This window comes from Mycolicibacterium duvalii (assembly GCF_010726645.1).
GTDB lineage: Bacteria > Actinomycetota > Actinomycetes > Mycobacteriales > Mycobacteriaceae > Mycobacterium > Mycobacterium duvalii.
In genome coordinates this window covers 2,930,832-2,951,254 of the sequence record NZ_AP022563.1, presented here as the reverse complement: position 1 = coordinate 2,951,254, position 20,423 = coordinate 2,930,832, and the positions used below count along the sequence as shown (strand labels likewise).

Annotated in this window: 23 protein-coding genes; 16 read left to right on the top strand and 7 right to left on the bottom strand. The window is 69.0% G+C overall.

Annotated features, from left to right (window positions below; translation table 11 throughout):
• The first annotated feature begins 10 nt into the window (after positions 1–10).
• Genes rfbD through manB form a run of 3 tightly spaced genes read left to right on the top strand, consistent with a single transcriptional unit; the run spans position 11 to position 2,849 of the window.
• Complete coding sequence (gene rfbD, locus G6N31_RS13885; RefSeq protein WP_098005136.1) at positions 11–859, top strand: dTDP-4-dehydrorhamnose reductase; 849 nt, start codon at positions 11–13, stop codon at positions 857–859.
• 23 nt (positions 860–882) lie between these two features.
• Positions 883–1,770 (top strand): glycosyltransferase family 2 protein, encoded by an 888-nt coding sequence (locus G6N31_RS13880; protein ID WP_098005165.1) that lies wholly within the window; start codon positions 883–885, stop codon positions 1,768–1,770.
• On the top strand, positions 1,770–2,849 hold the full coding sequence (gene manB / locus G6N31_RS13875; protein ID WP_098005137.1) for a mannose-1-phosphate guanylyltransferase ManB: 1,080 nt from the start codon (positions 1,770–1,772) through the stop codon (positions 2,847–2,849). The genes G6N31_RS13880 and manB overlap by 1 nt, the downstream gene beginning before the upstream one ends.
• 29 nt (positions 2,850–2,878) lie before the next feature.
• Here the strand turns inward: manB and G6N31_RS13870 are convergent, their stop codons facing one another.
• The 4 genes from G6N31_RS13870 to cofD all read right to left on the bottom strand — a co-directional run bounded on the left by G6N31_RS13870 (position 2,879) and on the right by cofD (position 6,695).
• On the bottom strand, positions 2,879–3,748 hold the full coding sequence (locus G6N31_RS13870) for a type IV toxin-antitoxin system AbiEi family antitoxin (RefSeq protein ID WP_098005138.1): 870 nt from the start codon (positions 3,746–3,748) through the stop codon (positions 2,879–2,881).
• A gap of 84 nt (positions 3,749–3,832) precedes the next feature.
• The gene (locus G6N31_RS13865; RefSeq protein ID WP_098005139.1) at positions 3,833–4,378 is read right to left on the bottom strand and encodes an NUDIX hydrolase; all 546 of its coding nucleotides are present in this window, start codon (positions 4,376–4,378) and stop codon (positions 3,833–3,835) included.
• On the bottom strand, positions 4,375–5,715 hold the full coding sequence (locus tag G6N31_RS13860) for a coenzyme F420-0:L-glutamate ligase (RefSeq protein WP_098005166.1): 1,341 nt from the start codon (positions 5,713–5,715) through the stop codon (positions 4,375–4,377). Before G6N31_RS13860 ends, G6N31_RS13865 begins: the two co-directional genes overlap by 4 nt.
• Entirely contained in the window at positions 5,712–6,695 is a 984-nt protein-coding gene (gene cofD, locus G6N31_RS13855) for a 2-phospho-L-lactate transferase (RefSeq protein WP_098005140.1), read from the bottom strand. Before cofD ends, G6N31_RS13860 begins: the two co-directional genes overlap by 4 nt.
• Positions 6,696–7,121: 426 nt before the next feature.
• On the opposite strand from cofD, the gene G6N31_RS13850 reads away from it, so the two are divergent.
• Positions 7,122–7,388, top strand: a complete 267-nt coding sequence (locus tag G6N31_RS13850; protein WP_179964339.1) for a WhiB family transcriptional regulator — start codon at positions 7,122–7,124, stop codon at positions 7,386–7,388.
• 42 nt (positions 7,389–7,430) lie between these two features.
• On the opposite strand, the gene G6N31_RS13845 is transcribed toward G6N31_RS13850, so the two are convergent.
• Positions 7,431–7,853 (bottom strand): metallopeptidase family protein, encoded by a 423-nt coding sequence (locus tag G6N31_RS13845; RefSeq protein ID WP_098005142.1) that lies wholly within the window; start codon positions 7,851–7,853, stop codon positions 7,431–7,433.
• Between the two features lie 132 nt (positions 7,854–7,985).
• Here G6N31_RS13845 and G6N31_RS13840 point away from each other — a divergent pair, with 132 nt between their 5' ends.
• The 4 genes from G6N31_RS13840 to manA all read left to right on the top strand — a co-directional run bounded on the left by G6N31_RS13840 (position 7,986) and on the right by manA (position 12,216).
• The gene (locus G6N31_RS13840; protein ID WP_098005167.1) at positions 7,986–8,405 is read left to right on the top strand and encodes a DUF3499 domain-containing protein; all 420 of its coding nucleotides are present in this window, start codon (positions 7,986–7,988) and stop codon (positions 8,403–8,405) included.
• Positions 8,406–8,483: 78 nt separating this feature from the next.
• Positions 8,484–9,869: a phosphomannomutase/phosphoglucomutase gene (locus tag G6N31_RS13835; RefSeq protein ID WP_098005143.1), complete on the top strand. Its 1,386-nt coding sequence runs from the start codon at positions 8,484–8,486 to the stop codon at positions 9,867–9,869.
• A complete protein-coding gene (locus G6N31_RS13830) occupies positions 9,866–10,984 on the top strand; it encodes a TobH protein (RefSeq protein ID WP_179964181.1) in 1,119 nt (372 codons plus the stop codon). The genes G6N31_RS13835 and G6N31_RS13830 overlap by 4 nt, the downstream gene beginning before the upstream one ends.
• A 5-nt stretch (positions 10,985–10,989) precedes the next feature.
• A complete protein-coding gene (gene manA, locus G6N31_RS13825; RefSeq protein WP_098005144.1) occupies positions 10,990–12,216 on the top strand; it encodes a mannose-6-phosphate isomerase, class I in 1,227 nt (408 codons plus the stop codon).
• Here the strand turns inward: manA and G6N31_RS13820 are convergent.
• Entirely contained in the window at positions 12,182–13,543 is a 1,362-nt protein-coding gene (locus G6N31_RS13820) for an FAD-dependent oxidoreductase (RefSeq protein WP_098005145.1), read from the bottom strand. The two genes, manA and G6N31_RS13820, sit on opposite strands and share 35 nt — an antisense overlap.
• A gap of 56 nt (positions 13,544–13,599) precedes the next feature.
• Between G6N31_RS13820 and G6N31_RS13815 the strand changes: the two genes are divergently transcribed.
• Complete coding sequence (locus G6N31_RS13815) at positions 13,600–15,096, top strand: APC family permease (RefSeq protein ID WP_098005146.1); 1,497 nt, start codon at positions 13,600–13,602, stop codon at positions 15,094–15,096.
• Here the strand turns inward: G6N31_RS13815 and G6N31_RS13810 are convergent.
• The gene (locus G6N31_RS13810; protein ID WP_098005147.1) at positions 15,085–15,264 is read right to left on the bottom strand and encodes a hypothetical protein; all 180 of its coding nucleotides are present in this window, start codon (positions 15,262–15,264) and stop codon (positions 15,085–15,087) included. The genes G6N31_RS13815 and G6N31_RS13810 overlap by 12 nt on opposite strands.
• 182 nt (positions 15,265–15,446) lie before the next feature.
• On the opposite strand from G6N31_RS13810, the gene G6N31_RS13805 reads away from it, so the two are divergent.
• The 7 genes from G6N31_RS13805 (at position 15,447) to G6N31_RS13775 (ending at position 20,417) form a co-directional block, all read left to right on the top strand.
• Positions 15,447–16,658: an alkane 1-monooxygenase gene (locus G6N31_RS13805; RefSeq protein ID WP_098005169.1), complete on the top strand. Its 1,212-nt coding sequence runs from the start codon at positions 15,447–15,449 to the stop codon at positions 16,656–16,658.
• Entirely contained in the window at positions 16,655–16,816 is a 162-nt protein-coding gene (locus G6N31_RS13800) for a rubredoxin (protein ID WP_098005148.1), read from the top strand. The genes G6N31_RS13805 and G6N31_RS13800 overlap by 4 nt, the downstream gene beginning before the upstream one ends.
• Before the next feature lie 36 nt (positions 16,817–16,852).
• Entirely contained in the window at positions 16,853–17,032 is a 180-nt protein-coding gene (locus tag G6N31_RS13795; RefSeq protein WP_098005149.1) for a rubredoxin, read from the top strand.
• 47 nt (positions 17,033–17,079) lie between these two features.
• Positions 17,080–17,700: a TetR family transcriptional regulator AlkX gene (gene alkX / locus G6N31_RS13790; protein ID WP_098005170.1), complete on the top strand. Its 621-nt coding sequence runs from the start codon at positions 17,080–17,082 to the stop codon at positions 17,698–17,700.
• Between the two features lie 124 nt (positions 17,701–17,824).
• A complete protein-coding gene (ahcY, locus tag G6N31_RS13785) occupies positions 17,825–19,288 on the top strand; it encodes an adenosylhomocysteinase (RefSeq protein WP_098005150.1) in 1,464 nt (487 codons plus the stop codon).
• Between the two features lies 1 nt (position 19,289).
• Positions 19,290–19,769, top strand: coding sequence for a hypothetical protein (locus G6N31_RS13780; RefSeq protein WP_098005151.1), 480 nt, complete (start codon positions 19,290–19,292; stop codon positions 19,767–19,769).
• A 9-nt stretch (positions 19,770–19,778) separates the two neighbouring features.
• Positions 19,779–20,417 carry a dTMP kinase gene (locus G6N31_RS13775; protein WP_098005152.1) on the top strand — a complete coding sequence of 213 codons (639 nt, stop codon included), beginning with the start codon at positions 19,779–19,781 and terminating at the stop codon, positions 20,415–20,417.
• Positions 20,418–20,423: the final 6 nt, after the last annotated feature.

Genomic DNA, 20,423 nt, shown 5'->3' with positions numbered 1-20,423 from the left:
ATATCGTGACGTGAGCGCCCGAATCGTGATCACCGGCGCGGCCGGCCTGGTAGGACGCGTGTTGGCAGGTCAGGCCGCACAGCAGGGCCGCGATGTGGTGACGCTCACCTCTGCGCAGTGGGACATCACCGACCCGGCCGCGGGCGAGTCCGTGGTGCGGGCCGGCGACGTCGTCGTCAACTGCGCCGCCTACACCAAGGTCGACGCCGCCGAAGCCGACCCCGACCGCGCACACCTGGTCAATGCCGTCGGCGCCGGCAACGTCGCGCAGGTGTGTGCCCGCGCCGGCGCGGCGCTGATCCACTTGTCCACCGACTACGTGTTCGACGGCGCGCTGCGGCGCCCCTACGACATCGATGACGCCACCGGGCCGCTCAGCGTCTACGGCCGCACCAAGCTCGCCGGCGAACAGGCCGTGCACGCCGCGCTGCCCGACGCGACCGTGGTGCGCACCGCCTGGATCTACGAAGGCCACGACGGCAGCGACTTCGCCGCCGCGATGCGCCGCGCCGCGCTCGGGGACGGCACCGTCGACGTCGTCGCCGACCAGATCGGCTCACCCACCTACGTCGGTGACCTGTGCGCGGCGCTGCTGCAGATCGCCGACGGTGTCCGCGCGCCGCTGCTGCACGCCGCCAACGTCGGCGCCGTCAGCCGCTTCGACCAGGCACAGGCGGTGTTCGCCGAGCTCGGTGCCGATCCGGCGCGGGTGCGGCCCGTCGGCAGCGACGCGCATCCGCGGCCCGCGCCGCGCCCGGCGTACTCGGCGCTGGCAGCCGAGAAGTCCGCCGCGGCGGGGCTGACCCCGCTGCGGCCATGGCGCGAGGCGTTGACCGCCGCGCTGGCCGCTACCCTCTAGGCCGTGAGATGGGCAGCGCGCCGGTGAGCGACGAACTCTTTGTCGTGACGGTGACGTATTCGCCCGGACCGCATCTGGATCGGTTCCTGGCGTCGCTGTCGCATGCCACCGAGCGGCCGGTGACGGTGATCATGGCCGACAACGGGTCGACCGACGGCGCGCCGGAGGAAGCCGTCACGCGCTACGACAACGTGCGGCTGCTGCGCACCGGCGCGAACCTGGGCTACGGCTCGGCGATCAACCGGGCCGTCGCCGAGTACGACCTGACCGCGCAGGACATGTTCGTCGTCGCTAACCCCGACGTGCAGTGGGGGCCGCACAGCATCGACCAATTGCTGGAGGCCGCGGCCCGCTGGCCGAGGGCCGGCTCGCTGGGCCCGTTGATCCGCGACCCGGACGGCTCGGTGTACCCCTCGGCGCGGCATCTGCCGTCGATCATCCGCGGCGGGATGCACGCCGTCGTCGGGCCGGTGTGGCCGTCCAACCCGTGGACCGCGGTGTACCGGCAGGAGCGCGAGGACCCCAGCGAACGCGCCGTGGGCTGGCTGTCCGGGTCGTGCCTGTTGGTGCGCGGCGGCGCGTTCTCCGAGATCGGCGGATTCGACGAGCGCTACTTCATGTACATGGAGGACGTCGACCTCGGCGACCGGCTGGGCAAGGCCGGCTGGCAGAACGTCTACGTGCCCTCGGCGGAGGTGTTGCACGCCAAGGGGCACTCCACCGGCCGCGATCCGGCCCGCAACCTGGCCGCCCACCACGTCAGCACCTACACTTTTCTGGCCGATCGGTACCCGCGACGGTGGCAGGCCCCGTTACGGTGGGCTTTTCGGGGGGCCTTGGGGGCGCGGTCGCGCTTGGTGGTGCGCAGTTCGTTGAAGTCCCGGCGATCGCAACGGAAAGGGCGGCGGTGATGGTCAATCCAGCCGAAGTCGATGCAGTCATCCTCGTCGGTGGCATGGGCACCCGATTGCGGCCGTTGACGTTGTCGGCGCCCAAGCCGATGCTGCCGACGGCCGGGCTGCCGTTCCTGACCCATCTGCTGTCGCGGATCGCCGACGCCGGCATCGAGCACGTCATCCTGGGCACGTCCTACAAGGCCGAGGTGTTCGAGTCCGCGTTCGGGGACGGCTCCAAGTTCGGGCTGCAGATCGAGTACGTCGTCGAGGACGAGCCGCTGGGCACCGGCGGCGGCATCGCCAACGTCTCCTCCCGGTTGCGCTACGACACCGCGGTGGTGTTCAACGGCGACGTGCTGTCCGGCTGCGACCTCTCGGAGTTGCTGTCGTCGCATTTCGAGCGCGACGCCGATGTGACCCTGCACCTGGTGCGCGTCGGCGATCCGCGCGCATTCGGTTGTGTGCCCACCGATTCCGAGGGCCGGGTGACGGCGTTCCTGGAGAAGACGCAGGATCCGCCGACCGATCAGATCAACGCCGGCTGCTATGTGTTCAAGCGCTCGGTGATCGAGGACATCCCGAAGGGGCGGGCGCTGTCGGTGGAGCGCGAGGTGTTCCCGCGGCTGCTCACCGAGGGGCTCAAGGTGTGCGGCTACGTCGACGCCACCTACTGGCGGGACATGGGCACGCCCGAGGACTTCGTGCGCGGCTCCGCGGATCTGGTGCGCGGCATCGCGCCCTCGCCGGCGCTGACGCATCAGCGCGGCGAGAAGCTGGTGCACGACGGCGCGTCGGTGGCACCCGGTGCGCTGCTGATCGGCGGGACCGTCGTCGGCCGCGGCGCCGAGATCTCCGGCGGCGCACGGCTGGACGGCGCGGTGATCTTCGACGGCGTGACGGTGGCGGCCGGCGCGGTGATCGAGCGCTCGATCATCGGCTTCGGTGCGCGCATCGGGCCGCGGGCGTTGATTCGCGACGGTGTGATCGGCGACGGCGCGGAGATCGGCGCCCGCTGTGAGCTGCTGCGTGGGGCCCGCGTCTGGCCCGGCGTGGTGATCCCCGACGGCGGTATCCGCTTCTCGACCGACGTCTAGCTTTCTTCGCGGAATAGCATTCCTGGTCGCTACGCGGGCATTTTTACGACCATGCCTTCACTCTGGCGGAGCTGCCACGCGTCGTCGACACGGCTGCAGATCTCTTTTCGGCGATCGCCGGTGATCACCCGGATGTGGATCCAGCCCTGCGCGAGAATCTTTCGCAGCCGGCGGGCATCCGAGCGGTATTGCTCGGTATCGGTGCGATGGTGTTCACCGTCGTACTCGACAGCGATCTTGAGCTCGGGCCACCCCATATCGAGATAGGCGAACTTATATCCGGTGTGATCAATGAGCGGGATCTGAGTGACGGGTCGCGGAAAGCCGTCATCGATCAACAACAGGCGCAGCCAGGTCTCTTTGGGCGACTGGGCTCCGGCGTCCATCAGGTCTACCGACTCGCGGCACTTGCGCACGCCGTTGGTGCCCTTGTATCGCTCGGCGAGCGCCAGGATCTCGGTTGCCGTGACGCCGGTGGCATTGGAGAGTGCATCGAGGTGAGCGACGGCGTTGTCGCCCCTCAGTTTCCGCCCCAGATCGAGGGCCGCGCGCGCGGGCGTGGCCACGGGTATGCCGGCTCGATAGGTGATCTCGCCAGGCGCGATGCGTTCCCTGCGGGTGATGATGCCGTCGGGTGGGCGATTGTTGGACCAGAGCATCTCGATGGGGCAGGCAGCATCGACCCATTTCGCGCCATGTATCGCGGCTGCCGCACGGCCGGTGATCACACCGCGGCGGTTGGACCACAGCCATGCACCTCTGGCACGGACCGCAAGCGTCGGCTCGACATCCTTGGCTATGTATACGTCCGGATAGAGCTGACGGTAGTTCCAGCGCAGCTGACCGCGCGTGAGAATTCCCGCTGAAACCGCATCCGAGCCGACGATGACTTCCCCCATACGGAGAGCATGCCGCGATTCTCGGCGCTCACCGCGAGTGAGCAGTGAGGGCTGTGGATAACTAGGAATTCGCAGCCAGGAATGCTATTCCGCGGCCAAGGCGCAGGCGGCGCGGGCCAGCTGGGCCAGGCCGAAATCCGTTTCGCCGGGCAGCGCGTCGAGCGGCCACCAGCGCAGGTCCAACGACTCGTCGCTGCGCTCGAACTGCGCGCCGGCCGGGGCATAGGCGACGAACTGCACATCGAGGTGACGCGTCGGCACGCCCAGCGAGCAGGTCACCGGATGCACATGCACGGCGGCCGGCAGCGGCGAGATCGTCAGACCCGCAATCCCGGACTCCTCGGTGGCTTCGCGCAGCGCCGCGGCCACCAGGGTCTCGTCGGACGGCTCGCAGTGGCCGCCGAGTTGCAGCCAGCGCCCGATCCGCGGGTGCAGCGTCAGCAGCGCATGCCGACGGCCGTGGTCGAGCACCAGCGCCGACGCGGTGATGTGGCCGGGCACGCATGACCGCAGGCACGCGTCCGGGCGCGCATCGAGAAACGCCAGCAGCGCATACCGCGTCGAATCCAGCGCCGGGTCAGCGGGTTCCCACGCGCTCAGCACCTCGACTGCCGACTCGTGCAGCGTCATCGCCGCACCAGCAGATCACCGACGGCCGCCGGGTCGCGCGGCGCCAGCGGCTCAGCAGGATGTCCGATCGCGATGGCGCCCAACGGCTCCCAGTTCTCGGGCAGATCCAGCACCGACCGCACCAGCTCCGGCGCGAAGATCGTCGACCCGATCCAGCAGCTGCCCACCCCGCGCACCGCCAGCGCCACCAGCAGCCCCTGTACCGCGGCGCCGACGGCGACGGTGAACATGGTGTGTTCGGCCGCGGTGCGCCGCGCATCGGGATAGGAGTGCGCCCCGTCGGGCACCAGGAACGGGATCACCAACTCCGGTGCGTCGTAGAGAATCTGCCCGCGCGACACCCGGCGCGACACGGCGTCGGGATCGCGGCCGTCGCCGAGCAGGTCCGAACGCCACTGCTCCTTCATCCGATCGAGCAGCTCCACGCGTAACGCGGAGTCCTGCACCCACACCAACCGCACCGGCCGGGTGTGGTGCGGTGCCGGGGCCGTCAGCGCCTCGGCCACCGCATCTTCGATCACGCTTGCGGCGACCGGTTCGGCGCTGAACGCCCGCACCGACCGGCGCATCAGCAGCGCCTGCGAACGGCCCAGCGCGAGCGCCTCTTCGGTGCCCAGCCAGAACAGGTCCTCCTCGCCGGCGCGCACCAGCGACCGCGCCGAGGATCCGTCGTCGTGCAGCGTCAGCCCGCGCACCACCGCCACCGGCACCGCGGTCAGCTTGCCCTTGACCAGATCAGCGGCCGCGGCGATCTCGTCGGCCACCGCGATCTCGGTGACGATCAACTCGTTGCCGTGCTGGTCGTGTTCGCCGGCGTAGCCGTGCAGCACGGTCAGCCCGGACGCGCCGATCGCCACGTCGGTCTGGCCGGTGCGCCAGGCCCGGCCCATCGTGTCGGTGACCACCACGCCGACCCGTACGCCCAGTCGCTCACGAAGAGACGACACCAACGCCGCCGCGCTGCCGTCGGGATCGACCGGCAGCAGCGCCAATTCGTTGGCGTCGACGTTGGATCCGTCCACCCCGGCGGCGGCCTGCACCAGACCCAGCGCGTTCTCGGTGATCAGCGTGCGCCCCTTGCGGGCCAGCACACGGACCGCCTCGCTGTCGATCAATCTGCGCCGCAGCGCATCCCGCTCTTCGGGGTCCGACGGCGCGACGACCATCCGGCCCTCGCACTTGGACAGCACCTTGCTGGTGACGACGACGACGTCGTGATCGCGCAGCCACGGCGCGGCCCCGGCGATGGCCGACGCCAGGTCGTCACCGGGCCGGAACTCCGGCAGTCCCTCGACCGGCAGAATCTCCAACCGGGCCGATGTGCCGTGATCGGTCACCACGAGACCCCGGCCAGCTCCAGTCCGGCGCGCACCATGTGCGCGGTGACCGCCGGCTCGGTCATCAACAGCGGCGCCGACCGCACCGAGATCCCGTCGACGGCAGCGGTGTCGCCGGTGTGCACCAGCCAGCCGTCGAGGATGCCGGTGGCCGACCGGGCGCCGTAGTGCGCGGCCACCGCTTCGGAGGTGCTGGCCACCCCCATGATCGACAGGCAGGTATCGGCCATGCCGCGCAACGGCTTCCCGCCGACGATGGGGGAGTAGCCGATCACCGGCGCGGACGTGGCCCGCAGCGCGGCCCGGATGCCGCCGACGGCCAGGATGGTGCCGATACTGACCACCGGGTTCGACGGAGCGATCAGCACCACGTCGGCGTCCTCGATCGCCTCGGTCACCCCGGGCGCCGCCTTGGCCTGATCGGCGCCGATGAACGCGAAGCTCTCCGTCGGCACCTGGGCCCGATAACGCACCCACCACTCCTGGAAGTGGATGGCCTTCTTCTCACCGGTCTCCGGATCGCTGATCACGACATGCGTTTCACTGCGGTCGTCGCTGGCGGGCAACAGCCGGGCGCCGGGATTCCAGCGCCGGCACAGCGCCTCGGTGACCGCCGAGAGCGGATAGCCGGCGCGCAGCATCTGGGTGCGCACCAGATGGGTGGCCAGATCGCGATCACCCAGACCGAACCAGTCGGGCTGCACCCCGTAGGCGGCGAGCTCCTCCTTGGCGTGCCAGGTCTCGTTGCGATGACCCCAGCCGCGCTCGTCGTCGATGCCGCCGCCGAGGGTGTACATGCAGGTGTCGAGGTCCGGGCAGATCCGCACCCCGAACATCCACGCGTCGTCGCCGACGTTGACGACGGCGGTCAGTTCGTGGTCGCTAGCATTGTCGCCGAACTGGCCGAGGCCGAGGAGATGCTGCACGCCGAGCAGGAATCGTGCGCCCCCGACGCCGCCGACCAGAACCGTCACCTTCACAGGGAACGAGACTAGGCCGTGCGGTCCGGACCCGTGTCGGGTGGGGAGTGACAGACACACCACAGCGCGACGCGCCGAATTGTCATCACGAAATGGTATGAATTCCTGTTCTAGCGCTTGACCGAGGTAGTGATCGCGTGTGTAATCACACCAGTGTCATTCGCGGTTTCCCACCGGATTCGGTGTCGCAGACCGAGATTCGATCACTTGTTCGAATTGGGTGGCCACACAGAGCAATAGTGTCGGCTGGCAGCAACCGGATCTACGAGACTGTACGAGACTGTGAGGAGGGGAAACATGGCATTTGAACAGGCCGATTTCGGCGAATCGGACCATTTCGACATCAGGCTCCTCGGCTCGGTGGGAAGTGCGACGCACATCCAGACCGGACCGACACCTGCAACCAACGGACGCCCGCAACTGAGCGTGGTGCCCGACCGGATCGAGGATTTCACCGAAGATTCGGATCTCACCGAAGATCAATGGCAAGAGCGTGCGCTGTGCGCGCAGACCGACCCCGAGGCGTTCTTCCCCGAGAAGGGCGGCTCCACCCGCGAGGCCAAGCGCATCTGCCAGGGCTGCGAGGTGCGCGACGAATGCCTCGAGTACGCCCTGGCGAACGACGAGCGCTTCGGCATCTGGGGCGGCCTGTCCGAACGCGAGCGCCGTCGCCTCAAGCGCGGGATCATCTGACCGCGCGCCGGCCTCGCCGGCGACACTGACCCAACAGATCGTCTAGTCGTCACCGATCGTCGGATCGATGACCGACGGCTCCACTCCCAGATAGGTGGCCACCTGAGCCACCAGTAGTTCGTGCAACAGATCGGTCAGCTCGACGGTGTCTTTGGCCCGTCGCTCGATCGGCTTGCGGAACAACACAATTCGAGCCCGCGTCGAGTTGCCGCGGACGTCCACCCCGGCCGGGATGAGACGCGCGAGCGCAATCGGACCGTCAGCGACCACCTCCGGTGGCCACTGCACGCTGTCCGGGTCCTTCGGGGCGATCCGCGGAATCTCGTCGACGGCGACATCGAGCGCCGAGACCCGGTCGTGCCAGCGCCGCTCGATCGGCTCGTAGGCCTCCAGCACCGCCATGTCGAAGCGTTCGGCGCGGCTGCGCCAGCCCGGAACGGTCGGCGGAAGCAGTGGTCCCCGCATCTCCCGGCCCCGCCGCGAGCCCCGATGCCTGCGCACGGTCACGAAAAAGATCGTAACGGTTGGGCTTCGGCGGCCTGCCGGCTGCGCGTGTCCGGCGCGACCCCGGCGACGAGCCACGATAACCTTCCGAGCGTGAATGTTCCCCGTCGCTGCTGCCGGCCAGGGTGCCCTCACTATGCGGTCGCGACGCTCACCTTCGTCTATTCCGACTCGACTGCGGTTGTGGGCCCGCTCGCCACCGTGTCTGAGCCGCACTCCTGGGACCTGTGCGTCATGCACGCCGGCCGGATCACCGCCCCGCGCGGGTGGGAGCTGGTGCGCCACGCCGGCCCGCTGCCGTCGCACCCCGACGACGACGACCTGGTCGCGCTGGCCGACGCGGTGCGCGAGGGCCGCGACGGGGTGGCACCCGCGCACGGCTTCACCGCCGGGTTCAGCGACCCGGTCAGCGGAGCGCACGGCGGCGCGTTGATGGCCCCGCCGGCCCGCCGGCCGGAGACCAACGGGCGCCGGCGCGGACATCTGCGGGTGCTGCCCGACCCGACCGACTGAGTCGCCGGTGTAGTAGCCGTACCCGAGGCTCACGACGGCTAGGCTGGACGTAACCACGTCCGGAGTCCAAGGAGCACTATGTCCCGGCCCGCTGAGGCTGTACAGCGCGTCATCAAGGCCTACGACGTGCGTGGACTCGTTGGCACCGAGCTCGACGAGCAGTTCGTCAGCGAAGTCGGCGCCGCATTCGCCCGGCTGGTCCGCGCAGACGCGACCCAGGTGGTCGTCGGCCACGACATGCGGTCGAGCTCGCCGGGGCTGGCCAACGCGTTCGCCGACGGCGTGCTGACCCAGGGCCTCGACGTGGTGCGCATCGGATTGGCCTCGACCGACCAGCTGTACTTCGCCTCCGGACTGCTGGACTGCCCGGGCGCGATGTTCACCGCCAGCCACAACCCGTCGGCCTACAACGGCATCAAGCTGTGCCGCGCCGGGGCCAAACCCGTCGGCAAGGACACCGGGCTGACCACCATCAGCGACGAGATCATCGCCGGCGTCCCCGGCTACGACGGCCCGCGCGGCAGCATCTCCGACCGCGACGTGCTCGACGACTACGGCCGGTTCCTGCGCTCGCTGGTCGACATCGGCGCGGCCCGCCCGCTGACGGTGGCCGTCGACGCCGGCAACGGCATGGCCGGCCACACCGCGCCGGCCGTCCTGGGCGCGATCGGCTCGATCACCCTCAAACCGCTCTACTTCGAACTCGACGGCACCTTCCCCAACCACGAGGCCAACCCGCTGGACCCGGCCAACCTCGTCGATCTGCAGTCCTACGTGCTCGAGACCGGAGCTGATATAGGCCTGGCCTTCGACGGCGACGCCGACCGCTGCTTCGTCGTCGACGAGAAGGGTCAGGCGGTGTCCCCGTCGGCGGTCACCGCGCTGGTGGCCGCCCGCGAACTCGGCCGCGAGATCGGCGCGACCGTCATCCACAACCTGATCACCTCGCGCGCGGTGCCCGAGCTGGTGACCGAACGCGGGGGCACCCCGGTGCGCTCGCGGGTGGGCCACTCCTACATCAAGGGGCTGATGGCCGAGACGGGCGCGATCTTCGGCGGCGAGCACTCCGCGCACTACTACTTCCGCGACTTCTGGGGTGCGGACTCCGGGATGCTCGCCGCGCTGCACGTGCTGGCCGCGCTCGGCGAACAGCACCGGCCGCTGTCGGACATGATGAGCGACTACCAGCGCTACGAGGCCTCCGGGGAGGTCAACTTCACCGTCACCGACGCGCCCGCGATCGTCGACTCCGTGCTGCAGGCCTTCAGCAGCCGTGTGCAGGGCATCGACCACCTCGACGGGGTGACCGTGGACCTCGGCGACGGCAGCTGGTTCAACCTGCGGATGTCGAACACCGAACCCCTGCTGCGGCTCAACGTCGAGGCCCGCACCACCGAGGACGTCGCCGCGCTCGTCGATGAGATCGGCACCCAGATCACCTCGGGGACAAAGGAACTGACGTGAACGCCGGGTCGCTGTCGGCTGCCGTGGTGGATCTCGACGACACCGCCGGCCTGCTCGACGCCGACCGTGACGGCCTGCTGCGCGCCGCGTCGATGGCCGGGGCGCAGGTCCGCGCCACCGCCGCCGCGCTCGACGAGGGCGTTCTCGAGCCGCTGCGCGCCGACGGCCCGCCCCGCACCGTGGTGTGGGTGGCCGGGCGCGGCAACGCCGAGACCGCTGCGACGATGCTGGCCGCGCTGCTGGGCGGCACCGTCGGCGCGCCGATGGTGGTCGCCGCCGAGGCGCCGCCGTGGCTGGGCGCGCTCGACGTGCTGATCATCGCCGGCGACGACCCCGCCGACCCGGCGCTGGTGGCGGCCGCCGCCACCGGGGTGCGCCGCGGCGCGCGCGTCGCCGTCGTCGCGCCCTACGAGGGCCCGCTGCGCGACGCGACCGCGGGACGCTCGGTGGCGCTGCCGCCCCGGGTGCCGGTGCCCGACGACTTCACGTTGGTGCGCTACCTGGCCGCGGGGCTGGCGGTGCTGGCCACCGTCGCGCCCGGGTTCACCGCCGACCTCGCGGTGCTGGCCGACGAACTCGACGACGAGGCGATGCGAAACAGCGCTGCCCGAGACACTTTCACCAACCCGGCCAAGGAACTGGCCCAGCGGATGATCGGCCGCGACGTGGTGTTCGCCGGCGACAGCGCACCGATGCGGGCGGTGGCCCGGCACGGCGGCGGGGTGATGCTGCGGCTGGCCCACCGCGCGGTCGGCGCGGCCGGGCTGGCCGACGTGCTGGTGGCCCTGGCCGGCGGCTGGGGCCGGGTCGGCGGACAAGCGCCGTCGATCTTCCACGACGAAGAACTCGACGGGCCGCTGCCGGCCCGCACCCGCACGGTGGTGCTGACGTCGGATGCCGACCGGCCGACGGTGTCGGCGCAATTGCGCGGGTTCGACGACGTCGACGTGATCAACGCCTACGACGTGCCCGATGACGTCGCGGCGACGAGGGGGAGTCAAGAAGCGCCGGCTTCAGCAACGAGGCCCACCAATGCGCGTCTTGAGCAACAGATTGCGCTGTTGGCCGTACGCCTGGAGATGGCGGCGGTCTATCAGCGGTTGATTCGAGGTTGAAACGAGTGCATCTGCTGAGGGGAGCGCTGCGGACCTATGCCTGGGGTTCGCGGACCGCGATTGCCGAATTCACCGGGGCGCCCAGCCCGACCGCCCACCCGGAGGCCGAACTGTGGTTCGGCGCGCATCCGCAGGATCCGGCCTACCTGCAGACCGACGACGGGGAGCGGTCCCTGCTCGACGCGCTGCGCGACGACCCCGCCGGGGAACTGGGTCCCGCGCTGCGCGGCCGGTTCGGTGACGGGCTGCCGTTCCTGGTCAAGGTGCTGGCCGCCGACGAACCGCTGTCGCTTCAGGCCCACCCGAGCACCGAGCAGGCGATCGAGGGCTTCGAACGTGAGGACCGGCTGGGAATCCCGGTGTCGGCACCCAACCGCAACTACCGCGACCGCAGCCACAAGCCCGAGATCATCGTCGCGCTGAGCCAGTTCGAGGCGCTGGCCGGCTTCGCCCCGGCGGAACGCTCGGTGCAGCTGATGCGCGCCCTCGAGGTCGCCGAACTCGACGGCTACATCAACCTGCTGTGTGGACAGTCCGACGCCGACGGGCTGCGCGCGCTGTTCACCACCTGGATCACCTGCCCGCAGCCTGACCTGAACGTGCTGGTGGCTCGGGTGATCGACGGCGCGATCAACTATGTCCGCTCCGGGGCAACCGAATTCGCCGCCGAGGCCAAGACCGTGCTCGAGCTCGGCGAGCGCTACCCGGGCGACGCCGGGGTGCTGGCGTCGCTGTTGCTCAACCGGCTCTCGCTGCGCCCCGGGGAGGCGATCTACCTGCCCGCCGGCAACCTGCACGCCTACCTGCACGGCATCGGCGTCGAGGTGATGGCCAACTCGGACAACGTGTTACGTGGCGGGCTGACCCCCAAGCACGTCGACGTGCCGGAGCTGCTGCGGGTGCTGGATTTCGAGCCGGCCCGCGAGCTGCTGGTCCCGACCGAGACGCTGCGCGACGGCGCCGAGATCGTTTACCGCACACCGGCACCCGAGTTCGCCGTGTCGGTGCTGACGGTCGACGGTGCGCACCTGGGCCACGAGATCGACGCACCCACCACCCACGACGGCCCCCAGATCCTGCTGTGCGCGCAGGGGTCGGCGACGGTGTTCGCCAAGAGCGACTCGGTCACCCTGCAGCGCGGCGCGGCGGCGTGGGTGGCCGACGACGAGGGCCCGATCCGGCTCTCGGCGAGCGAACCTACGCGGCTGTTCCGCGTGACCGTCGGTTTCTAGGCGTCTGCTCGGCGGCCCACAGCCGCATGTTGTGGGCCACGGTGCGCCCGATCAGCCGCGCCGACGGCACCATGTAGAGGCTGTCGAGCAGGCTGAACCGGCGCAAAAACCATTCCGCGAGAACGGGATCGGTTTCGGCGGCGCCGAGGAACTGGTCGAACAGCGAGCCGACCGGCCGGTACCACCACGGCATCCGGCCGGTGGCGCCGTGCAGTGTGAAGTCGCCGATCGCGTTCATCATCCACACCGGAAACGTCGTCTTGGCGGTGTCCCGGAAGAAGGTGGCCGCGAGGTCCCCGTCGGGTGCCTCCAGGGCGCGGCGCAGATGGCCGGCCTGCAGCGACGTCATCGTCATTCCCTGCCCGTAGGTCGGATTGAAACTCGCCACGGCATCGCCGAGCGGCAGGATGCCCTCCGGGAACCGGTCCAGCTTGTCGTAGCGGCGCCATCTGCTGGTCGGATACTTGTGGAAGGCCACGTCGCCGATCGGCTCACCCTGGCGCAGCGCGCCACTGACATGCTCGGGCAGGATCCGGTCAGCCAGCGTGCACATGCCCTCGAAATCCTTCGGGGGAGGCACTTTCCCGACCCCGAACGTCGTCAAGCCCCAGGTGCCGTCCTCGTAGAACAACATGCCCAGCCCCACCGGCTCCTCCCGGGAAGCCCCGGCCACCACGACCTTTTCGGGGATCAGGCCGTCCGGGATCCGCACCTGGTGGGTGGCGTACCCGATGCCGACGTCGACGGTGTCCTCGCGGGGCCGATCGAACCCCCACTGCTGCAGCCACACCGGCAGCCGGGTGCCGCGGCCCGTCGCGTCGACGACGAGGTCGGCCTCGAGGGTGTCGCCGTCGGCGGTTCGCACACCGGTCACGCGGTCGCCGTCGAACACCGGCTCCTCGACACCGGCCGGAACCAGCGTCACGTTGGGGATCTGCAGTGCCCGCCTGCGGATCTGCCACTCCAGGTGCGGGCGGCTCGGCACGTAGGCGGTGAACTCGTCCTGCAGGCGGTGCTGGGTGCCGAGCACATGGCCGGCCGCGCCGAAGTGGATGCAGTCGGGCCGGTTCTCCAGGATCGGCACCCCGGCGGCGACCATGTCGTCGAGCAGCCCGGGAAACAGCGACTCGAACTCCTGGGCGCCGCGCGCCATCAACAGATGCACGTGCCGGCCCTGCGGCACCGCGGTCCGGTTGCCCGGCTGCTCGGGCAGCACGTCGCGCTCGAGCACGGTGACCCGCTCGGCGAACTCGGAGAGCACACGAGACGCGCACAAGCCGCCGAGGCTGGCACCGATGACGATTGCGTGTTTAAGACTCCGCCCCATGGGGTCACGGTAGTCGGATACATTCCGCTGAAACCATGACGAAATGAGGACGGCCGATGACCGCGGAGCCGACGGCGCCGACAAACGGCAGGTGGCGGACCAAATCGGTGGAGCAGTCGATCGCCGACACCGACGAGCCCGACACCAAGCTGCGCAAGAACCTCAGCTGGTGGGATCTCACGGTCTTCGGGGTCTCGGTCGTCATCGGCGCGGGCATCTTCACGATCACCGCCTCGACCGCGGCCAACATCACCGGCCCGGCGATCTCGGTGTCGTTCATCCTGGCCGCGATCGCCTGCGGGCTGGCCGCGCTGTGCTACGCCGAGTTCGCCTCCACCGTGCCGGTCGCCGGTAGCGCCTACACGTTCTCCTACGCGACGTTCGGCGAGTTCGTCGCGTGGATCATCGGCTGGGACCTGATCCTGGAGTTCGCCGTCGCGGCCGCGGTGGTGGCCAAGGGATGGTCCAGTTACCTGGGCACGGTGTTCGGCTTCGGTGGCGGCATCACCGAAGTGGGTGGGATGCAACTGGATTGGGGTGCGCTGGTCATCATCGCGTTCGTCACCGCGATCCTGGCCTTCGGCACCAAGCTGTCGGCGGGGGTGAGCCTGGCGATCACCGTCATCAAGGTCGCGGTGGTGCTGCTGGTGGTGATCGTCGGCGCGTTCTACGTCAAGGCCGCCAACTTCAGCCCGTTCGTCCCGCCGGCCGAGGCGGGGGAGAGCGGCCGCGGCAGCGGCGGCGTGGAACAGTCCCTGTTCTCACTGTTGACCGGCGCCGAAGGCAGCAACTACGGCTGGTACGGCCTGCTGGCGGGCGCGTCGATCGTGTTCTTCGCCTTCATCGGGTTCGACATCGTGGCCACCACCGCCGAGGAGACCAAGGACCCGCAGCGCAATGTGCCCCGCGGCATCCTGGCCTCCCTGGGCATCGTCACCGTCCTCTACGTCGCCGTCGCGGTGGTGCTGACCGGCATGGTCAGCTACCGCGACCTGCGGGAGGAAGAGACCCAGAACCTGGCCACCGCCTTCGCGATGAACGGGGTGGACTGGGCGGCCAAGGTGATTTCGATCGGCGCGCTGGCCGGCCTGACCACCGTGGTGATCGTGCTGGTGCTCGGTCAGACCCGGGTGCTGTTCGCGATGTCGCGCGACGGGCTGCTGCCGCGCCAGCTGGCACGCACCGGCACCCGGGGCACCCCGGTGCGGATCACCTTGCTGGTGGGATTCGTCGTCGCGGTGACCGCGACCGTGTTCCCGATCGGGAACCTCGAGGAGATGGTCAACATCGGAACGCTGTTCGCGTTCGTCATGGTCTCGGCCGGTGTGATCGTGCTGCGGCGCACCCGGCCCGATCTGCAACGCGGCTTCCGCGCGCCGGGGGTGCCGCTGCTGCCGATCATGGCGATCATCGCGTGCGTGTGGCTGATGCTGAACCTGACCGGCCTGACCTGGATCCGGTTCGGCATCTGGATGGTCATCGGCGTGGTCGTCTACTACTTCTACGGCCGCCGGCATTCGCAGCTGGCCAAGCGCGGGCAGCTACAGCGCTAAGCCGCTGCCGCCGCCCGCAGCGGCGCCGCGCGTGTCGCCCAGCGGCATGACGGTGCTCAACTGCGCTGCGAACGGCCCGCACGCGTGGCACAGGCTCGCGTTCAACGTCGGATATCCGCAGGCCGGACAACACGAGGTGCGCGCGGGGTCCGGGGTGAACACCGGCATGTGCTGCTCCTTTCGTCGATGCTGATTTGTTACCCGCGCTGCCGGTATTTACTCCTCCAACAATTCGGCGATGTACGTTTCTTTACAAAACAACTGTCTGTGTCTAGACAGCCGACAAAATGCGTCGTATAGTCAACCGCGACGAGTGATCGCACTCACAGCGAGGAGGCAATCCGGTGACGATGCAAGACACACCGCAGATGGACGTCGAACAGTGGCGCGACAAGAAGCGCTACCTGTGGTTGATGGGGCTCATCGCCCCCACGGCCCTGTTCGTGATGATGCCGCTGGTGTACGCGTTCAATCAGTGGGGTTGGCACGGGGCCGCGCAGGTGCCGTTCTGGATCGGTCCGATCCTGCTCTACATCCTGCTGCCGGCGCTGGATCTGAAGTTCGGCCCGGACGGGCAGAACCCGCCCGACGAGGTGATGGAGCGGCTGGAGAACGACAAGTACTACCGCTACTGCACCTACCTGTACATCCCGTTCCAGTACGCCAGTGTGGTGTTCGGCGCCTACCTGTTCACCGCGTCGGACCTGAGCTGGCTCGGCTTCGACGGCGCGCTGGGCTGGCCGGCCAAGATCGGTCTGGCGCTGTCGGTGGGTCTACTCGGTGGCGTGGGCATCAACACCGCCCACGAAATGGGCCACAAGAAGGAGACGCTGGAGCGCTGGCTGGCCAAGATCACGCTGGCGCAGACGTTCTACGGCCACTTCTACATCGAGCACAACCGCGGCCATCACGTGCGGGTCGCCACCCCCGAGGATCCGGCGTCGGCACGCTTCGGTGAGACGTTCTGGGAGTTCCTGCCGCGCAGCGTCTTCGGCGCGTTCAAGTCGGCCTGGGAGCTCGAGGCCAAGCGGCTCGAGCGGGCCGGCAAGAGCAAGTGGCATCCGTCCAACGACGTGCTCAACGCGTGGGCGATGTCGGTGGTGCTCTACGGCACGCTGATCGCGGTGTTCGGTCCGGCGCTGATCCCGTACATCCTGATCTCGGCGGTCTTCGGGTTCTCGCTGCTGGAGACGGTGAACTATCTCGAGCACTACGGCCTGCTGCGGCAGAAACTGGAGAGTGGTCGCTACGAGCGCTGCGCCCCGGTGCACAGCTGGAACTCCGACCACATCGTGACCAACCTGTTCCTGTATCACCTGCAGCGGCACAGTGATCACCACGCCAACCCGACGCGGCGCTACCAGACGCTGCGCAGTATGGAGGGCGCACCGAACCTGCCCAGCGGGTACGCGTCGATGATCGCGCTGACCTACTTCCCGCCGCTGTGGCGCAAGGTGATGGACCACCGGGTGCTCGACCACTACGACGGCGACATCACCCGGGTCAACATCCACCCGCGGGTGCGCGACCGGGTGCTGGCCCAGTACGGGGGTCGGGCGTGAGCTCCTACCGCTGCCCGGGCTGCGGCTACGTCTACGACGAGGCCAAAGGAGCTCCGCGGGAAGGCTTTCCGGCCGGAACAGCGTGGGACGCAGTACCCGAGGACTGGACCTGCCCGGACTGCGCGGTCCGCGAGAAGGTCGACTTCGAACCGGTGTGAACTTTCTCGATCCCGACGACCAAGAGAGGACGAACCATGGACTACAAGCTCTACGTGTGCGTGCAATGCGGTTTCGAGTACGACGAAGCCAAGGGGTGGCCCGAGGACGGCATCGCGCCGGGCACCCGCTGGGACGACATCCCCGAGGACTGGAGCTGTCCGGACTGCGGGGCGGCCAAGTCGGACTTCGACATGGTCGAGATCGCCCGGCCGTGACCGCGGCCCAGGCGAGCGCGGCGGCGGGAAAGACTAATCTCGCGGCTGTGAGCAATCCCGCCGCGCAGCGCATTTCCTACGCCGAGGCCTCGCGCGTGCTGTTGCGCGACTCGATCCTCGACGGCATGCGCGAGATGCTGCTCACCCGCGACTGGTCGGCGATCACGCTGTCCGACGTCGCCAAGGCCGCCGGCATCAGCCGGCAGACGATCTACAACGAGTTCGGCTCCCGGCAGGGCCTGGCGCAGGGCTACGCGCTGCGCCTGGCCGACCGTCTGGTTGACCAGATCAACGGCGCGATCGCCAGCAACGCCGGCGACGTCTACGCCGCGTTCCTGCAGGGCTTCCGCGACTTCTTCGCCGAGTCGGCCGCCGACCCGCTGGTGATCTCGCTGCTGACCGGAACCTCCAAGCCGGACCTGCTGCAGCTGATCACCACCGACAGCGCGCCGATCATCACCCGCTGCTCGGCACGGCTGACCGAGTCCTTCATGAACAGCTGGGTGCGGTGCAGCGAAGAGGACGCCGGGGTGCTGGCCCGGGCCATCGTGCGGCTGGCGATGAGCTACATCTCGATGCCGCCGGAAGCCAACCACGACGTAGCCCGGGACCTGGCCAGATTGATGACGCCGTTCGCCGAACGCTACGGTGTTATCGATACCCCGTAGCTGTCAGTGCGCCGCCGCTGCCGAAAACGCATGAGCGCCTGTCCCGCGAGCCCGCAGGCTACCGGTGTCCCACGCACATCCGTGCGCCCACTGGCAATGACGAACGACAAATAAGGGGCTCTCCATGACTGGACCCACACTGACCGCCGACAGCCGCAACGGCATCGACTACAAGGTCGCCGACCTGTCGCAGGCCGAGTACGGCCGCAAGGAAATCGGCCTGGCTGAGCACGAAATGCCGGGCCTGATGGCGCTGCGTCACGAGTACGCCGAGGTACAGCCGCTCAAGGGCGCGCGGATCTCGGGCTCGCTGCACATGACCGTGCAGACCGCGGTGCTCATCGAGACCCTGACCGCGCTCGGCGCCGAGGTGCGCTGGGCGAGCTGCAACATCTTCTCCACCCAGGACCACGCCGCCGCGGCCGTCGTCGTCGGCCCGCACGGCACCCCCGAGGAGCCCAAGGGCACCCCGGTGTTCGCGTGGAAGGGCGAGACGCTCGAGGAGTACTGGTGGGCCGCCGAGCAGATGCTCACCTGGCCCGGCGAGCCGGCCAACATGATCCTCGACGACGGCGGCGACGCCACCATGCTGGTGCTGCGCGGCGCGCAGTTCGAGAAGGCCGGCGTGGTCCCGCCCGCCGACGAGGACGACTCCGCCGAGTACAAGGTGTTCCTCAACCTGCTGCGCGAGCGGTTCGAGACCGACAAGAACAAGTGGACCAAGATCGCCGAGTCGGTCAAGGGCGTCACCGAGGAGACCACCACCGGCGTGCTGCGGCTCTACCAGTTCGCCGCGGCCGGTGAGCTGGCGTTCCCGGCGATCAACGTCAACGACTCGGTCACCAAGAGCAAGTTCGACAACAAGTACGGCACCCGGCACTCGCTGATCGACGGCATCAACCGCGGCACCGACGTGCTGATCGGCGGCAAGAAGGTGCTGATCTGCGGTTACGGCGACGTCGGCAAGGGCTGCGCGGAGTCGCTGGCCGGTCAGGGTGCCCGCGTGGCGGTCACCGAGATCGACCCGATCAACGCGCTGCAGGCGCTGATGGACGGCTTCGACGTGCGCACCGTCGAGGAGGCGATCGGCGAGGCCGACATCGTCATCACCTCGACCGGCAACAAGGACATCATCACCCTCGAGCACATGAAGGCGATGAAGCACCAGGCAATCCTGGGCAACATCGGCCACTTCGACAACGAGATCGACATGGCCGCCCTCGAGCGTTCGGGCGCCAAGCGGATCAACATCAAGCCGCAGGTCGATCAGTGGATCTTCGACAGCGGCAAGTCGATCATCGTGCTGTCGGAGGGCCGCCTGCTCAACCTGGGCAACGCGACCGGGCACCCGTCGTTCGTGATGAGCAACAGCTTCTCCAACCAGGTGATCGCCCAGATCGAGCTGTGGACCAAGAACGACGAGTACGACAACGAGGTCTACCGGCTGGCCAAGCACCTCGACGAGAAGGTCGCCAAGATCCACGTCGAGGCGCTCGGCGGCTCGCTGACCAAGCTCACCAAGGAGCAGGCCGAGTACATCGGCGTCGACGTCGAGGGCCCGTACAAGCCGGAGCACTACCGCTACTGACGTGGGCAACTGGTTGAGGGCGGTGGCGCTCGGTGTCCTGCTGACGTTGACGGCATGCCAACAGCAGCAGCAGACCGACACCGAGACCACCGCCACTCGGCCGGCCCTGCAGGTGCGCCACGACACCGAGGAACTGGTGCGGATCTTCCCGCCGCTGGGCGAGCCGCTGTCAGCGTCCTGGATCACCTGGGACAACAGCGATCTGGCCGAGGATTCCAAGGTGCGCGTGGTCTGGATCGACGCCGTCGTCGAGATCACCCCGCAACGGATGACCGACCTCGTCGAATCCAATTACACCGAGCGCTCCGATCAGCGGCCCGCCGTGCAGAAGGTGCTCGAACCCTTCCTGCCGCCGGGGCCGTTCCGCACCGGGGTGGACCTCAACATCATCTTCGGCGCCAACGAGAACAGCACCCGGGTGTTCCTCGACGAGCAGGCCCACACCGTGGTGCTGCAGTCCTACCGGATGGACCGGGCTTAAGCTCGCCCGGTGCTCATCGTCATCGAGGGAGTCGACGGGGCGGGCAAGCGCACGCTGACCGACGGGCTGCGCGCCGGCTTCCACGCCGCCGGCCAGTCGGTGGCCAGCCTGGCTTTTCCCCGCTACGGGGTGTCGGTGCACGCCGACCTGGCCGCCGAGGCGCTGCACGGCGCCCACGGCGACCTGGCCGAATCCGTCTACGCGATGGCGGTGCTGTTCGCGCTGGACCGCTCCGGTGCCCGCGACCACATCGACCGTCTGCGCGCCGACAACGACGTCGTCATCCTCGACCGCTATGTCGCATCCAACGCCGCCTACAGCGCGGCGCGGCTGCATCAGGGCGTCGACGGCGACGTGGTGGCCTGGGTGCACGACCTCGAGTACGGGCGGCTGCGGTTGCCCGTCCCGGACTGGCAGGTGCTGCTCGACGTGCCGGCCGAGCTGGCCGCCCAGCGTGCGGTGAGCCGGGCCGAGCAGGACGCCGACCGGGCCCGTGACGCCTACGAACGGGACGACGGACTGCAGCGGCGCACCGGCGAGGTCTACGCCCAGCTCGCCGCGGCGCACTGGGGCGGCCGGTGGGCCGTGGTGCCACCCGAGGTCGAGGCGTCCGCGCTGGCCCGCCGGCTACTTGTCGAGGCGTTCTGAGCGCGC

Excerpts from the sequence above, each read along its gene's own strand:
- manB (WP_098005137.1), top strand. The coding sequence starts at position 1,770 with ATGGTCAATCCAGCCGAAGTCGATGCAGTCATCCTCGTCGGTGGCATG.
- G6N31_RS13870 (WP_098005138.1), bottom strand. The coding sequence starts at position 3,748 with ATGGGGGAAGTCATCGTCGGCTCGGATGCGGTTTCAGCGGGAATTCTC.
- G6N31_RS13865 (WP_098005139.1), bottom strand. The coding sequence starts at position 4,378 with ATGACGCTGCACGAGTCGGCAGTCGAGGTGCTGAGCGCGTGGGAACCC.
- G6N31_RS13845 (WP_098005142.1), bottom strand. The coding sequence starts at position 7,853 with ATGCGGGGACCACTGCTTCCGCCGACCGTTCCGGGCTGGCGCAGCCGC.
- G6N31_RS13835 (WP_098005143.1), top strand. The coding sequence starts at position 8,484 with ATGTCCCGGCCCGCTGAGGCTGTACAGCGCGTCATCAAGGCCTACGAC.
- G6N31_RS13820 (WP_098005145.1), bottom strand. The coding sequence starts at position 13,543 with ATGGGGCGGAGTCTTAAACACGCAATCGTCATCGGTGCCAGCCTCGGC.
- G6N31_RS13815 (WP_098005146.1), top strand. The coding sequence starts at position 13,600 with ATGACCGCGGAGCCGACGGCGCCGACAAACGGCAGGTGGCGGACCAAA.
- G6N31_RS13810 (WP_098005147.1), bottom strand. The coding sequence starts at position 15,264 with ATGCCGGTGTTCACCCCGGACCCCGCGCGCACCTCGTGTTGTCCGGCC.
- G6N31_RS13805 (WP_098005169.1), top strand. The coding sequence starts at position 15,447 with ATGCAAGACACACCGCAGATGGACGTCGAACAGTGGCGCGACAAGAAG.
- G6N31_RS13795 (WP_098005149.1), top strand. The coding sequence starts at position 16,853 with ATGGACTACAAGCTCTACGTGTGCGTGCAATGCGGTTTCGAGTACGAC.
- ahcY (WP_098005150.1), top strand. The coding sequence starts at position 17,825 with ATGACTGGACCCACACTGACCGCCGACAGCCGCAACGGCATCGACTAC.